Annotated in this window: 13 protein-coding genes; all 13 read right to left on the bottom strand. The window is 73.8% G+C overall.

Annotated features, from left to right (window positions below; translation table 11 throughout):
* Positions 1-2: 2 nt before the first annotated feature.
* The 13 genes from ABD879_RS10540 to ABD879_RS10480 all read right to left on the bottom strand — a co-directional run bounded on the left by ABD879_RS10540 (position 3) and on the right by ABD879_RS10480 (position 13537).
* Complete coding sequence (locus ABD879_RS10540) at positions 3-341, bottom strand: P-II family nitrogen regulator (RefSeq protein WP_345019932.1); 339 nt, start codon at positions 339-341, stop codon at positions 3-5.
* Positions 338-1693, bottom strand: coding sequence for an ammonium transporter (locus ABD879_RS10535; protein WP_345019930.1), 1356 nt, complete (start codon positions 1691-1693; stop codon positions 338-340). The genes ABD879_RS10540 and ABD879_RS10535 overlap by 4 nt, the downstream gene beginning before the upstream one ends.
* Before the next feature lie 294 nt (positions 1694-1987).
* Positions 1988-3151, bottom strand: coding sequence for a signal recognition particle-docking protein FtsY (ftsY, locus tag ABD879_RS10530; protein ID WP_345019928.1), 1164 nt, complete (start codon positions 3149-3151; stop codon positions 1988-1990).
* Positions 3152-3241: 90 nt separating this feature from the next.
* Positions 3242-6910: a chromosome segregation protein SMC gene (gene smc / locus ABD879_RS10525; protein ID WP_345019926.1), complete on the bottom strand. Its 3669-nt coding sequence runs from the start codon at positions 6908-6910 to the stop codon at positions 3242-3244.
* Positions 6911-7546: 636 nt separating this feature from the next.
* The gene (locus ABD879_RS10520) at positions 7547-7744 is read right to left on the bottom strand and encodes a hypothetical protein (RefSeq protein WP_344945204.1); all 198 of its coding nucleotides are present in this window, start codon (positions 7742-7744) and stop codon (positions 7547-7549) included.
* A 248-nt stretch (positions 7745-7992) separates the two neighbouring features.
* A complete protein-coding gene (locus ABD879_RS10515) occupies positions 7993-8274 on the bottom strand; it encodes an acylphosphatase (protein ID WP_345019924.1) in 282 nt (93 codons plus the stop codon).
* 19 nt (positions 8275-8293) lie between these two features.
* Entirely contained in the window at positions 8294-9226 is a 933-nt protein-coding gene (mutM, locus tag ABD879_RS10510; protein WP_345019922.1) for a bifunctional DNA-formamidopyrimidine glycosylase/DNA-(apurinic or apyrimidinic site) lyase, read from the bottom strand.
* A 46-nt stretch (positions 9227-9272) separates the two neighbouring features.
* Complete coding sequence (gene rnc / locus ABD879_RS10505; protein WP_345019920.1) at positions 9273-10091, bottom strand: ribonuclease III; 819 nt, start codon at positions 10089-10091, stop codon at positions 9273-9275.
* Positions 10092-10375: 284 nt separating this feature from the next.
* On the bottom strand, positions 10376-10555 hold the full coding sequence (gene rpmF / locus ABD879_RS10500; protein WP_285493276.1) for a 50S ribosomal protein L32: 180 nt from the start codon (positions 10553-10555) through the stop codon (positions 10376-10378).
* A 1-nt stretch (position 10556) separates the two neighbouring features.
* Entirely contained in the window at positions 10557-11123 is a 567-nt protein-coding gene (locus ABD879_RS10495) for a YceD family protein (protein WP_345019917.1), read from the bottom strand.
* Positions 11124-11304: 181 nt separating this feature from the next.
* On the bottom strand, positions 11305-11790 hold the full coding sequence (gene coaD / locus ABD879_RS10490) for a pantetheine-phosphate adenylyltransferase (RefSeq protein ID WP_345019915.1): 486 nt from the start codon (positions 11788-11790) through the stop codon (positions 11305-11307).
* Positions 11791-11913: 123 nt separating this feature from the next.
* On the bottom strand, positions 11914-12483 hold the full coding sequence (gene rsmD / locus ABD879_RS10485) for a 16S rRNA (guanine(966)-N(2))-methyltransferase RsmD (protein ID WP_345019914.1): 570 nt from the start codon (positions 12481-12483) through the stop codon (positions 11914-11916).
* A gap of 169 nt (positions 12484-12652) precedes the next feature.
* Complete coding sequence (locus ABD879_RS10480; RefSeq protein WP_345019912.1) at positions 12653-13537, bottom strand: HEAT repeat domain-containing protein; 885 nt, start codon at positions 13535-13537, stop codon at positions 12653-12655.
* Positions 13538-13682: the final 145 nt, after the last annotated feature.

The following is a 13682-nucleotide window of genomic DNA, read 5'->3' as shown; positions in this document are numbered from 1 at the left end:
GCCTACAGGGCGTCGGGGCCGGTCTCGCCGGTGCGCACGCGCACGACGGTCTCCACCGGGACGGCCCACACCTTGCCGTCGCCGATCTTGCCGGTCTGCGCGGCCTTGACGACCACGTCGATGACGTCGGCGGCGTCCTCGTCGTCGACGAGGATCTCCACGCGCAGCTTGGGCACCAGGTCCACCTTGTACTCGGCGCCCCGGTACACCTCGGTGTGCCCCTTCTGGCGGCCGTAGCCGCTGGCCTCGCTGACGGTCAGCCCCTTGACCCCGAAGGTCTCCAGGGCCGCCTTCACCTCGTCCAGTTTGAACGGCTTGATGACTGCGGTGACCAGCTTCATGCGTCGGCCTGCACCTTCTTGGTCGAAGCGGCGCCGTCCCCGGTGACGGCGGGGGTCTTGTGGGCGGCGGCGACGGCCGGCGAGGCCCCCGACGGCACGCCGCCGAAATCGTAGGCGGTCTCGGCGTGGGTGGCGGTGTCGATGCCGCTCACCTCCTCGTCCTCGGGGATCCGGAAGCCCGCCACCAGGTCGATGACCTTGGCGATGACGAACGTCGCGATGAAGGAGTAGGCGAGGGTCGCCACGACGGCCACCGCCTGCTTGCCCAGCAGGCCGAGCCCGCCGCCCGCCAGCAGCCCGTCGGCGCCGCCCTCGTTGACGGCGGTGGTGGCCAGGATGCCGATGAGCAGCGCGCCGACGATGCCGCCGACCATGTGGACGCCGACGACGTCCAGCGAGTCGTCGTAGCCGAGCCGGTACTTCAGGCTGACCGCGAACGCGCACACCGCGCCGGCGACCAGGCCGAGCACGAGCGCGCCGATCGGCGTGACGAACGCGCAGGCGGGGGTGATGGCGACCAGGCCGGCGACGATGCCGGAGGCCATGCCCAGCGTGGTGAACGCGCCGTCGCGCAGCTTCTCGACCACGATCCAGGCGAACCCGGCGGCGCAGGTGGCGACCATGGTGTTGATGAACGCGACCGCGGCGGTCTCGTTGGCGGCCAGCGCGGAGCCGGCGTTGAACCCGAACCAGCCGAACCACAGCAGCGCGGCGCCCAGCAGCACGAACGGCAGGTTGTGCGGGCGGCCCGGCTCCTTCGGCCAGTTCTTGCGCTTGCCGAGGACGAGGGCGAGCGCCAGCGCCGCGACACCGGAGTTGATGTGCACCACCGTGCCGCCGGCGAAGTCCAGGGCCCCCAGGTCGAAGATCCAGCCGGCCTTGTCCTCCCCGTCGGACCACCACACCCAGTGGGCGATCGGCAGGTACACCAGGGTCACCCACGCGGTGATGAACACCAGCCAGGCGCCGAACTTGGCGCGGTCGGCGATCGCGCCGCTGATCAGCGCGACGGTGATGATGGCGAACGTGGCCTGGAAGGCGACGAACACCAGCTGCGGGATGCCGGTGCCGTCGTCGGCCGTGGCCGCCTTCTCCAGCCCGACCAGGCCCGCGTCGCCGAAGCCTCCGATGAACGAGCTGAGCGCCCCTCCGTCGCCGAAGGCGAGGGAGTAGCCGTACACGACCCAGATCATCCCCACCACGGCGATGCTGGCGAAGCTCATCATCATCATGTTGAGCACGCTCTTGGCCCGGCTCATGCCGCCGTAGAAGAAGGCCAATCCGGGGGTCATGAGCAGCACGAGCGCCGCGCTCACCAGCAACCAGGCGGTACTGCCGCTATCGATCTTCATCTCGGGGAGAGTCCCTCCTCGACACCGAACTTGGACTGCTCAGAGCGTGTTCGGAACCCGTTTCACCCGAAAGGCCCCCGTGTTTCTACGGTGTGAAACCCGCCACAGAGATGTTTCTGAAATGTTTCAAAAACCTCACCGGCCGTTGTTTCGCGTTTTCCGGCCGTCTTCGGCGGACGTTACAAGCCTTGACAGGCGTCCGAAACCAGCAAAGAAGAACGCCCCGGCGGCACTCGGGGTGCCGCCGGGGCGTGTGACGTCCCGTCCGGTGCGCGCGGGCTCAGGCGCGCATGCTCAGTCTCCGAGGACGGCGTCGACGAACGCCTCGGGCTCGAACGGGGCGAGGTCGTCGGGCCCCTCGCCCAGCCCGACCAGCTTGACCGGGACGCCCAGCTCGCGCTGCACCTGCACGACGATGCCGCCCTTGGCGGTGCCGTCCAGCTTGGTCAGCACGATGCCGGTGACGTTGACGACCTCGGCGAACACGCGGGCCTGCTGCAGGCCGTTCTGGCCGGTGGTGGCGTCCAGCACCAGCAGCACCTCGTCCACCTCGGCCTGCTTCTCCACCACCCGCTTGACCTTGCCGAGCTCGTCCATCAGCCCGGTCTTGGTGTGCAGGCGGCCCGCGGTGTCGACGATCACCGTGTCGACCTTGGTGTCGATGCCGGTCTTGACGGCCTCGAACGCGACGCTGGCCGGGTCGGCGCCCTCGTCGCGGCGGACCACCTCGGCGCCCACCCGCGAGCCCCACGTCTCCAGCTGGTCGGCGGCGGCGGCGCGGAAGGTGTCGGCGGCGCCGAGCACCACGCTGCCGCCGTCGCCGATGAGCACGCGGGCCAGCTTGCCGCAGGTGGTGGTCTTGCCGGTGCCGTTGACGCCGACGACCAGCAGCACCGCCGGCCGGTTGCCGCGCCGCCCGGTGCGCAGCGAGCGGTCCAGGTCCGGGCCGATCTGCTTGAGCAGCTCCTCCTTGAGCAGGGCGCGCACCTCCTCGGGGGTGCGGGCGCCCAGCACCTGCACGCGGGTGCGCAGATCCTCGGTGATCTGCCGGGCCACGCTCACGCCGATGTCGGCGGCGATGAGGGTGTCCTCGATCTCCTCCCAGGCGTCCTCGTCCAGCGTCTCGCGCGACAGCAGGCCGAGCAGGGTGCGGCCGAAGGCGTTCTGCGACCGGGCCAGCCGCGCCCGCAGCCGCACCAGCCGCCCCGCCGACGGCGGCGGGATCTCGATCTCGGGCTTGGGCGGGGCGGGCGGCGCCTCCGCCGGCGGCGCGCGCTCAAGCGTCGGCGCCGCTTGATCCTCCCCCTCGACGGTGACGGTGCCGGCGCCCGACACGGTGGGCGGCGCCGGAGGCTCGACGGGCGGGCGGGGCTTGCGGCGGCCGGGCCGCAAGAACAACACGCCGCCCACGACGAGCGCGAGGACGGTCAGCCCGGCGATGAGGATCAGATACTCCATAGCGGTCCCCAGTTTTCCAGACCGGCGCCGATGCGCCGACACCACCGGTCCCTACCCGTCCTCCGGCCGCCGCCCGGCCCGCCGGCCGGGTCAGGCGGGCTCGGGTTCGCGCAGCCGCTGGCTGACGACCTGCGTGACGCCGTCGCCGCGCATGCTGACGCCGTAGAGGGCGTCGGCGCCCTCCATCGTGCGCTTCTGGTGGGTGATGATGATGAGCTGGGAGTTCTCCCGCAGCTCCTCGAACACCGTGAGCAGGCGCTGGGTGTTGGTGTCGTCGAGGGCGGCCTCCACCTCGTCCAGCACGTAGAACGGGGACGGGCGGGCCTTGAACACCGCCACCAGGAACGCGATCGCCACCAGGGACCGCTCGCCGCCCGACAGCAGCGACAGCCGCTTGACCTTCTTGCCCGGCGGGCGGGCGGCGACCTCCACCCCGGTCTCCAGCAGGTTCTCCGGGTCGGTGAGCGACAGGCTGCCCTCGCCGCCGGGGAACAGCCGCACGAAGATCCGCTCGAACTCCCGCGCGGTGTCCTCGTAGGCGGCGGCGAAGACCTGCTGGACGCGGTCGTCGACCTCCTTGACGATGCCCAGCAGCTCGCGGCGGGTCTTCTTCAGGTCCTCCAGCTGGTTGGTGAGGAACGCGTGCCGCTCCTCCAGGGCGGCGAACTCCTCCAGCGCCAGCGGGTTGACCTTGCCGAGCTGGTTGAGCTGGCGTTCGGCGGTCTTCGCGCGCTTCTCCTGGGCGGCCCGGTCGTAGGGGACGGGCTCGGCGTCCTCCCCCGCCTCGGGGCCGGGCGGGACGGGCTGGTCGGGCCCGTACTCGTTGATCAGCGCCTCGACCTCCAGGCCGAACTCCTCCAGCGCCCGCTGCTGCATCTGCTCCAGCCGCAGCCGCTGCTCGGCGCGGGCCACCTCGCTGCCGTGCACGGCGTTGACCAGCCGTTCCAGGGTGCTCGACAGCTCCCGGACCTGGGTGCGCACCACCTTCAGCTCCGCCTCGCGGGCGGCGCGGGCGCGTTCGGCGGCCTCGCGCTGCGCGACCGCCGCCGACAGCGACACCTCGATGCGGTCCAGGGACTGCCGGGCCCCCGACAGCACCGCCCGGGCGATCTCGGCCTGCCGGCGGCGGCGCGCGCGGCGGCGCTCGGCCCGGACGCGTTCCTCGCGTTCGCGGCGGGCGGCGCGCTCCAGCACGGCGGCGCCGCCGGCGATGGCCTGCACGCGCTCCTCGGCGGTGCGCACGGCCAGGCGCGCCTCCATCTCAGCGGCGCGCAGCTCCTGGCAGCGGGCCGCCAGCTCGTCGCGGGCCTGCGTGTCGTGCCCGGCCTCGTCGGCGACCTCGGCGGCCTCCTCCGCCTCGGCCAGCCGCAGGGCCAGCTCCTCGGCCGCCTGGGCGTCGCGCTCCAGGGACTCGTTCGCCGCGTCCAGCGCCTTGGTGAGCCGCTCCACCTCGCCGCGCGCGGCGCGCACCGCCGCCTCCAGCCGGGCGGCGTGCTTGGCCTCCTGCGCGGCCCTGCTCTCGAACTCGCGCAGCCTGCCCCGGACGCGGTCCAGGTCGCTCTGGGCCTGGTTGACGCCCGACTGGGCCTGGTTCACGGCCGCCTGGGCGGCGTCCAGGGCGCTCTGCGCCTGCTGCTCGGCCTCGACCGCCTCGGCGAGGTCGGCGGCGCTGCGTTCGGCGGCGGCCTCGGCGGCGGCGAGGTCCTCGGTGGCCTGGTCGAGGGCGGCGCGCATCTGCAGCAGGCTCTGGGCGCCTCCGGCGGCGCCGCCCTGGGCCCAGTGGGCGCCGACCAGGTCGCCGTCGCGGGTGACGGCGCGCAGGCGCGGTTCGCGCCGGACGAGGTCGGCGGCCGCCGCCACGTCGTCCACCACGGCCACGTCGCGCAGCAGGTGCCGCAGGGCGGGGCGGATCTCGTCGGGGACGGTCACCGCGTCGGCCGCGTAGTCGACGCCGGGGACGCGGTCGTCCGGCGGCTCGTCCCCGCCGCCGACGACCAGGCCGGCCCGTCCCGCGTCGCGTGCGCGCAGCAGCGTGAGGGCGGCCTGCGCCGTGTCCAGCGAGCCGACCGCGATGGCCTCGGCGGCGGCGCCCAGCGCGGCGGCCACGGCCGTCTCGTAGCCGGGCCGCACGGTGAGCAGCGACGCCACCGTGCCGAGGACGCCCTTCAGCGAGCCGTCGGAGCCCGCGGCGAGCAGCGCCTCCCCGCCGTCGGCCGCCGAGCCCAGGGTCAGGTTCAGCGCCTCGATGCGGGCCTGCAGGGCCGTCACGTTCTTCTGGGCGGCCTGGTCGGCCGAGCGGGCCGCCGCCACGGCCTCGCGGGCCTCCTTCAGCCGCCGGCGGGGCCCCTCCACGGCGGCGCGGGCCTGCTCCGCGGCCTCCTTGGCGTTGGCGAGGGTCTCCTGGGCGAGCTCGTGCTCGGCGAGGAGTTCGGGGTCCTCGGCCACCTCGCCCTCGTACGCCTCGTACTCGGCCTGGGCGGCCTCGGCGCGCGCCTCGGCCTCGGCGCGGGCCTCGGTGAGGCGGCCGATCTCCGACTCGCCCGCGTGGACCTTGCTGCGCAGCGCCTCCACGCGTCCGCGCAGCCGGGCGAGCTCCTCGCGGCGGTCGGCGGCGGCGCGCGCGGCGGCCTGCAGGCGGCGCTCCTCGGCGGCGAGGGCCTCCTCGGCGGCGGAGCGTTCGGCGACGGCGCCGTCCAGCCCGGCCTGCGCCTCCTCCAGGGCGGCGCGCTGCATCTCCTCCTGCTCGCGGATCTGCGCGGCCTCGCGCTCCAGCTCCTCGGGGTCGCGGCCGCGCCGCTCCTCCTCGTGCGCCTCGGTGGCGTTGCGGTGCCGTTCGGCGGCCAGGTCGGCGACGCCGCGCAGCCGCTCCCGCAGCGCCGACAGCTTGAACCAGGTGTCCTGCACCTGGGCCAGCTTGGGCGCCTCGACGGCCTCCTCGGCCTCCAGCTCGCCCTCGCGGCGCTGCGCCTCGGCCAGGGCGCGCTCGGTCTCGGCGCGCCGCTCCCGCACGGCGGCCTCGTCGGCGGCCTCCTGCTCCAGCCTGGTGCGCAATGTCACCAGGTCGTCGGCGAGCAGCCGCAGCCGGGCGTCGCGCAGGTCGGCCTGGATGACCGCGGCGCGGCGGGCGATCTCGGCCTGCCGGCCGAGCGGCTTGAGCTGGCGGCGCAGCTCGCCGACCAGGTCCTGCACGCGGGTCAGGTTGGCCTGCATGGCGTCCAGCTTGCGCAGCGCCTTCTCCTTGCGCTTGCGGTGCTTGAGGACGCCGGCGGCCTCCTCGATCACCGCCCGGCGGCCCTCGGGGCCGGAGTGCAGCACCCGGTCCAGCTGCCCCTGCCCGATGATCACGTGCATCTCGCGGCCGATGCCGGAGTCCGACAGCAGCTCCTGGATGTCCAGCAGGCGGCACGGGTCGCCGTTGATGGCGTACTCGCTCTGCCCGGACCGGAACATCAGCCGGCTGATGGTGACCTCGGTGTAGTCGATGGGCAGGGCGCCGTCGGAGTTGTCGATGGTCAGGACGACCTCGGCGCGGCCCAGCGGGGGGCGGCTGGCGGTGCCGGCGAAGATGACGTCCTCCATCTTGCCGCCGCGCAGGGACTTGGCGCCCTGCTCGCCCATGACCCAGGCCAGCGCGTCGACGACGTTGGACTTGCCCGACCCGTTCGGCCCGACGACGCAGGTGATGCCGGGTTCGAACTTCAGGGTCGTGGAGGACGCGAAGGACTTGAAGCCGCGCAGCGTCAGGCTTTTCAGGTACACGCGCTCGCTGTCCTCCTCGACGGATCGCGCAGGGCCACGCCCCCCGGAACGCTGATTGTGCGCGGGCCGCCCCTGCGTCCCCCAGACGGGCGGGCCCGTGTCGCATGCCCGGCGCGCAGGGCCGGGAGCTTGTCGAACGATACCGGCCAAGACGCGCCTGGCCCGGCATCCGCGCTGCCGCTTCCTTCTAATGTGCCACGCCCGATGTGCCGGGGTCCGCCCGTATCGCCGAACATCGTCGGAGGGGGCCGCGGGCGCTGCGGTGGAGGCCGAGGAGGGGGCCGAAGAGGGGGCCGAAGAGGGGGCCGGTATCGCTCACGCGGGGGCGGGCGCAGGCGCCGGGGTCCGACGGCGGAACAAGCGGTCGCGTACAGGAAGTGCGCCTATGACATCAAAAGGGACGGCATGCCGTTACGGCCGACGAGCGGGACGCCCGGCGGTCGTCACGAGGCTGCTGCTACCGGGTGCACCTGGGGTCTCGTCGGGCGGCACCGGGCCCGGGCGCGACATCTCGCGCCGCCCGCAGAGAATGCGCCGCCCCGCAGGAACATCACCAACGACCGGTAAAAAGGTGCAAAACAATAGGGACGCCCACCTTCGACGTCCCTGTGGTTGTTTCGCTGGAAAAGGCGCCGATCAGGTCAGCGCCGGTTCGCGGTCCTTCACCCCGAGAGAGATAACGTCGTCGTCTGCCGCCGAAGCGAGCGCGTCGTTCTCCGCCTGAAGCCGCACCAGCTCGGCTTCCAGATCACGTACGCGCTGCTGCAGGCGCCGCATCTCCGCGACCATCCGGGGGTCGGGACCGCCGACGTGGCCGAGTAGAGCCTTCGCCATGACTAAGGGTCCTCCACGCTGAGTAACCAGCAGGGATCGCGCACGAAGAGCAACGAAGTGTTGGTGCGCGTATCGTCTAGAGTCGCACCGGCCGGTGTCCTGGTCAAGACGCACATCACAGGCCGGTAACAACCTGTCGTCCCCAGTTTAGCAGGTACAAACCGGAATTCCCTACTCGATCGCCGGTCCCGTCCCGGCGGCCGCACCGCCCGCCTTCCCGCAGGTCGGCGGCCGGCCGCGGGAGCCGGTCAGCGCTCCTCGAAACCGACGGCGCCCCGCGGCTCGCTCCACCGCTCGGTGACGCCGGCCACCTGCCCGGGCGTCTCCGGCCCGCGCAGCAGCTCCAGCAGCCGCTCACAGTCCGTGCGCGGCCCTTCGGCGACCACCTCCACCCGGCCGTCGCGCAGGTTGGTGGCGCTGCCCGCCAGGCCCAGCTCCAGCGCCCGGGCCCGCGTCCACCAGCGGAAGCCCACGCCCTGCACGCGGCCCCGCACCCACGCGGTCAGCCGCACCTTCGCCTCGTCGGTCACAGTCCTCCCCCACGACCCACTAGTAACGCGCCCGGCGGGGACGCGGCTGGCACTTCGGGCAACTGTAGGACGAGCGGTTCATGAACGCGTCGCGCCTGATCGGCGAGCCGCAGCGCCGGCACGGCTCGTCCCGGCGCCCGTACACCTCCAGGGAGCGCTCGAAGTAGCCGCTTTCGCCGTTGACGTTGACGTACAGGCTGTCGAACGAGGTGCCGCCCACCGCCAGCGCCGCCGCCATGACCTGGCGCGCCGCCTCCAGCAGGCGCCGCACCTCGGCGCGGGTGAGGGTCTCGGTGGGGCGCGCCCAGTGCAGCCGCGCCCGCCACAGCGCCTCGTCGGCGTAGATGTTGCCCACGCCGCTGATCAGCGACTGGTCCAGCAGGGCCCGCTTGACCCCGGTGCGCCTGCGGCGCAGCGCCCGGTAGAACGCCTCGTCGTCGAAGGCGTCCTCCAGCGGGTCGGCCGCGATGTGCGCGATCGGCTCCGGGACGGGCGCCGCCTTCGCCTGCTCCGGCGGCGGAGCGAAGGCGTCGGGCACCAGCCCGGTCAGCATCAGGTGCCCGAACGTCCGCTGGTCGACGAACCGCAGGTCGTGCCCGCCGTCGTCGAACACGATCCGGACCCGCAGGTGCTTTTGCGGGGCGCGGCCGGGGTCCCCGACCAGCAGCTGCCCGCTCATGCCCAGATGGGCCAGCAGCGCCTCGCCCGCGTCGGCGTCGGCGTCGGCACCGGACGCGCTCCCCGGGCCGGTCAGCGGCAGCCACAGGTACTTGCCGCGGCGGCGCGGCACGTCCACCGTGCGGCCGGCCAGGCGGGCGGCGAAGTCGTCGGGTCCGGGGAGGTGGCGGCGCACCGCCCGCGGGTGCAGCACCTCGGCGGACCTGATCGTGCGGCCCGCGACATGGCGTTCCAGCCCGCGCCGGACGACCTCGACCTCGGGAAGTTCAGGCATCCCGGGCCCCCGGGGCGGGCACGGCGGATCCGATCATGTCGCCAGACTACGGGCGCCCGGACGCGCCCGTGCCGTCGCCGGCGGCGGCGTTGCCGGAGACGTCGCGCGCACCGTCCGCCTCGCCCCCTTCGGCGCCCTGGGCGGCCTCCCGCCGCACGGCCATCTCGCGGATGGCGTTCCAGGCGGCCTCGGCGGCGTGCTGCTCGGCCTCCTTCTTGCTGCGCCCCTCGCCCGAGCCGTAGGTGACGCCGCCGACCCGCACGGACGCGCGGAAGGTCTTCTGGTGGTCGGGCCCGCTCTCGGCGACGTGGTACTCGGGCACGCCGAGCTCCTCGACCGCGGTCAGCTCCTGCAGCGAGGTCTTCCAGTCCAGGCCCGCGCCCAGGCCCGCCGAACGGGTGATCAGCGGGTCGAACAGCCGGTGCACCAGCGCGGACGCCTCGTCCAGGCCGCGGTCCAGGTAGACCGCGCCGATCAGCGCCTCCAGGGTGTCGGCGAGGATGGACGCCTTGTCGCGGCCGCCGGTGCCCTCCTCGCCCCGGCCGAGCCGGATGTGGGCGCCCACGCCCAGCGTCCGCGCCACCCCCGCCAGCGCGCGCATGTTGACCACGGCGGCGCGCAGCTTGGCCAGCTGCCCCTCGGGCAGGTCGGGATGGCCGCGGAACAGGGTGTCGGTGACGACCAGGCCCAGCACCGAGTCGCCGAGGAACTCCAGGCGCTCGTTGGTGGGCAGGCCGCCGTTCTCGTAGGCGTACGAACGGTGCGTCAGCGCCCGTTCCAGCAGCTCGTCGGAGACCTCCACGCCGAGCGCGGCGACGAGTTCGGCGCGGTCGGCGGGCACGGGTTCGGGTTTCTTGGCGCTCACAGGCCCTCCTCGCAAGGCCCGCAGCCGCGTGCGCCGCGGCTGCCGTCACGGCGGGCGACCGGCCGGACGGCACAAAGCGGTGCGGCGAGGAGAGTTCCGCGAAGACGAGGTGCGCGCCGGTCGACCGGCCCAGCGGGCCATTCCCGGCGTGCACCACGGCCTCGGGCGCCCGTCCCCGACCTCGCTGCCCGCGCCGGCCTCGGCCCGCCGGGGGTGGTCGATGGCGAAAGCACCGCAAGGGGCGGCCGCGCGGCGCGCGGATCCGCCCCCCCGGGGTACGAAGGTCAGGCCGACGGGGCGATGACCTGCCGCCGGTCGTAGGTGCCGCACGTCTGGCACGCGACGTGCGGGAGCTTCTTGTCGCGGCACGTCGGGCACTCGACCAGGTTCGGCGCGGTGGCCTTCCACTGCGCACGCCGGTGCCGCGTGTTGCTGCGCGACTTCTTCCGCTTGGGGACGGCCACGTCAGCCCTCCTGCTTTCCTTCTCGTCGGTCGTGTGGTCGGCTCCCGCCCGAAGGCAGATCCGGGGGAAGCAGGCCCCGAAGGGCCTCCCACCTGGGGTCGGCCGCCTCGTGGCGGTGCTCCGGCCCGACGTCGGCCAGCCGCGCGCCGCACTCCGGGCACAGCCCCGGGCAGTCCTCCCGGCACAGCGGGGACAGCGGCAGCGCCAGCACCACCGCGTCCCGCAGCACGGGTTCGAGGTCGATGAGGTCGTCCTCGAGTAGGAACTCGTCATCCTCCGCGTGCCCGCCGGAGCGGGTGTCAGAATAGACGAACAGCTCCTGGAAGTCCGCCTCGAAGGTCGAGGCGATCGGGTCGAGGCAGCGCGCGCACTCCCCTTCCAGGGGCACGCGCACCGTCCCGGTCACGAGCACGCCCTCCAGCACCGCCTCGAACCGCAGGTCCAGTTCCAGGTCCGCGCCCTCGGGAACGCCCACCATCTCGACGCCGAAATCCGCCGGGGCGGGCACGACCAGGGTCTCCTCTCGCGACGACCCGGGCTGCCGGCTCAGCGCTCGGGTGTCGAGCACCAGCGGGCGGGTCGAGTCGAGGCGGGACAGAGGATTCCTGCTTTCGTGACGCATGGTGGATCGCGGCCGTCGCTCCAGGCCGATTTCCCAGGGTAGCGAACCGCGCGGCCCGCCCCCAACTCAGGCGGCCCGGCAGCGGTCCGGGCGGCGGTCCGGGGGCGCGGGTCCGGGCGGCGCCGGTTCAGTCGCCGTCGTTCTGGAGGCGTTCGACCAGCCGCTCGTGGACGATGTCGGGCACCAGCCCGGAGATGTCCCCGCCGAACTTCACGACCTCCTTCATGAGGCTGGACGACAGGAACGCGTACTCGGGGTTGGTGGCCATGAACAGGGTCTCCACCCCGGCGATGCGGTGGTTCATCTGCGCCATCTGCAGCTCGTACTCGTAGTCGCTGACGGCGCGCAGCCCTCGGACGATCACCGGGATGTTCTGCTGCCTGCAGTAGTCGACGGTGAGCCCGTAGAACTTGTCCACCCTGACGTTGCCGTACTCCTTGGTGACCTCGGCGATCATGTCGACGCGCTCGTCGACGGTGAACAGGCTCTTCTTCGCCTTGTTGATCAGGACGGCGACGACCACCTCGTCGTAGAGGCGGGAGGCCCGGCTGATGATGTCGAGATGCCCGTTGGTGACGGGGTCGAAAGATCCCGGACAGACGACACGGCGCACGAGGTTAGCCCCTTCGGTCCCGCGGTTGTGACCTGCGGCGCGACCGTACCAAACCGCGTTCGGCGCGGTTTCACCCGGGCTCCTGCCCCGCCCGCACCGGCCCTCGGACGGGCGCGGGTGCTCCTACGACCGCCGCTCGGCACGGCCGTACCAGAACACCGCCTCACCGTAACGCCGGTCCCGCTCGGGGAGATAGCCCTCGGGCCACCGGTGGGGGGCGCCGCGGGCCGCGCGTTCCACGACGACGAGGGCGTCGGGGGCCGTCCAGCCCTGGTCCCGCAGCGCTTCCAGCAGGCTCGTCACGGCGTCGTCGGACAGCGCGTACGGGGGGTCGGCGAAGACGAGGTCGTACGGCTCGTCCGGGGGCCGCCGCACGAGGCGCTCCACGCGGTCGGCGCAGACGCGCGCGCCCGGCAGGCCCAGGGCGGCCACGTTCTCCCGGATGACCTTGACCGCGCGCGGGTGCGACTCCACCAGCAGCGCATGCGCGGCCCCGCGGGACAGCGCCTCCAGGCCGACGGCGCCCGACCCCGCGTACAGGTCGGCGACGCGCAGCCCGTCCAGCGGCCCGAGCAGCGCGCCGATGGTGGAGAACAGCCCTTCGCGGGCGCGGTCGCTGGTGGGCCGCGTGTCCCGCCCCGCCGGGACGGCGAGCCGCCGCCCTCCGGCACTGCCCGCAATGACCCTCGTCATGCCCCTCAGTATCCCGGCGCCCGGGCGGAGAGAAGACGACGCGGATGAGGCGGGCCCAAAAGAGGCAGGTGGAGATGAGCGGAGATAAGGCGGGCGAGGCGCCCCCACCCCAGGACGCCCCGCCCACGCCGGTATCGGGCCCGTGCGGGCCCGTGTGCGCCGCCGGCCGTCAGGCCAGCGCCCAGCGGACCTGCGTGCGCACACCCGGATCCGGATCGGCCAGCGCCTCGGTGAGCGCGGTGAGCACGTCCGGTCGGTGCGACGCCCATCGTTCCAGAGACTGGACCGCTGCGCGTCGCACGTCCACGATACGGTCACGCAGCGCCCGCAGGAGCGGCGGGACGGCCGTTTCTGCGTCGTCGGCGGCGCCCAGCGCCAACGCCGCACGTCGGCGCACCTGCCAGCTGGGGTGAGTGAGAGCTGTCACAACGCGTCCGGCCAGCGGCTCGGGCACGCCCAGCGCGGCCGCGGCGTCCAGCGCGGCCATCCGCACCACCGGGTCGTGGTCGGCGAGCAGGTGCTCCAGGGCGGGCAGGCCGGAGGGCCGGGCCAGCCTGCCGAGCCCCTCGGCGACCGCCACCCGCACCTCGCGCGCCGGGTCGTCGGCGGCGTCGGCGACCTCGGCGGCGGCGTGCAGGGCGACGAGCCCGACGACGGCCTGCACCCGCAGGTGCGGCTCCCCGTCCTGCAGGCCCTGCGCGTACAGCTCGCCGGCCGTGCGGACGAGGGCGGCCAGCACGTCGGCGGCCGCCTGGCGGACGTGGGGGTCGGCGCCGCCGGACCGCGCCAGCAGCAGCGCCTCGACGCCCTCGTCCCCGAGGTACAGCTCGGGCAGGTCGCGCAGGGCGGCGGCGGCGACGCGGCGGACGCCGGGGTCGGCGTCGGCCAGCGCCCAGGCGAAGGTGTCGCCGGCCGACAGCGGGCCGCGGTCGTCGCGGACCAGGTCGGCCAGGGTCTGGAGGGCGGCGGCGCGCACCTCGGGTTCGGGGTCGCGCAGGAGCCCGTCAAGATCGATGGGCGGGTCGGCGGGCCCGCCGCGGTCGGTGGTGGTCATGGCAACATGCCTCCGGTGCCGTCGGAACCTGTGGACGTCGGTTCAGCGGCGCGGACACAAGGCGCTGGCCTGCCGCCGGAAGTCGACGTGCAGCCGCGCGGTGAGGGGCCGGATCGGAGACACGCCCCCATCGTCAACGAGAAAA

This window comes from Actinomadura keratinilytica, from assembly GCF_039539665.1.
Classification (GTDB): domain Bacteria; phylum Actinomycetota; class Actinomycetes; order Streptosporangiales; family Streptosporangiaceae; genus Spirillospora; species Spirillospora keratinilytica.
Note: the sequence above shows the minus strand (reverse complement) of the source record. Positions and strands in the feature narration are given on the sequence as shown.

Excerpts from the sequence above, each read along its gene's own strand:
- ABD879_RS10540 (WP_345019932.1), bottom strand. The coding sequence starts at position 341 with ATGAAGCTGGTCACCGCAGTCATCAAGCCGTTCAAACTGGACGAGGTG.
- ABD879_RS10535 (WP_345019930.1), bottom strand. The coding sequence starts at position 1,693 with ATGAAGATCGATAGCGGCAGTACCGCCTGGTTGCTGGTGAGCGCGGCG.
- ftsY (WP_345019928.1), bottom strand. The coding sequence starts at position 3,151 with ATGGAGTATCTGATCCTCATCGCCGGGCTGACCGTCCTCGCGCTCGTC.
- ABD879_RS10520 (WP_344945204.1), bottom strand. The coding sequence starts at position 7,744 with ATGGCGAAGGCTCTACTCGGCCACGTCGGCGGTCCCGACCCCCGGATG.
- mutM (WP_345019922.1), bottom strand. The coding sequence starts at position 9,226 with ATGCCTGAACTTCCCGAGGTCGAGGTCGTCCGGCGCGGGCTGGAACGC.
- rsmD (WP_345019914.1), bottom strand. The coding sequence starts at position 12,483 with ATGACGAGGGTCATTGCGGGCAGTGCCGGAGGGCGGCGGCTCGCCGTC.
- ABD879_RS10480 (WP_345019912.1), bottom strand. The coding sequence starts at position 13,537 with ATGACCACCACCGACCGCGGCGGGCCCGCCGACCCGCCCATCGATCTT.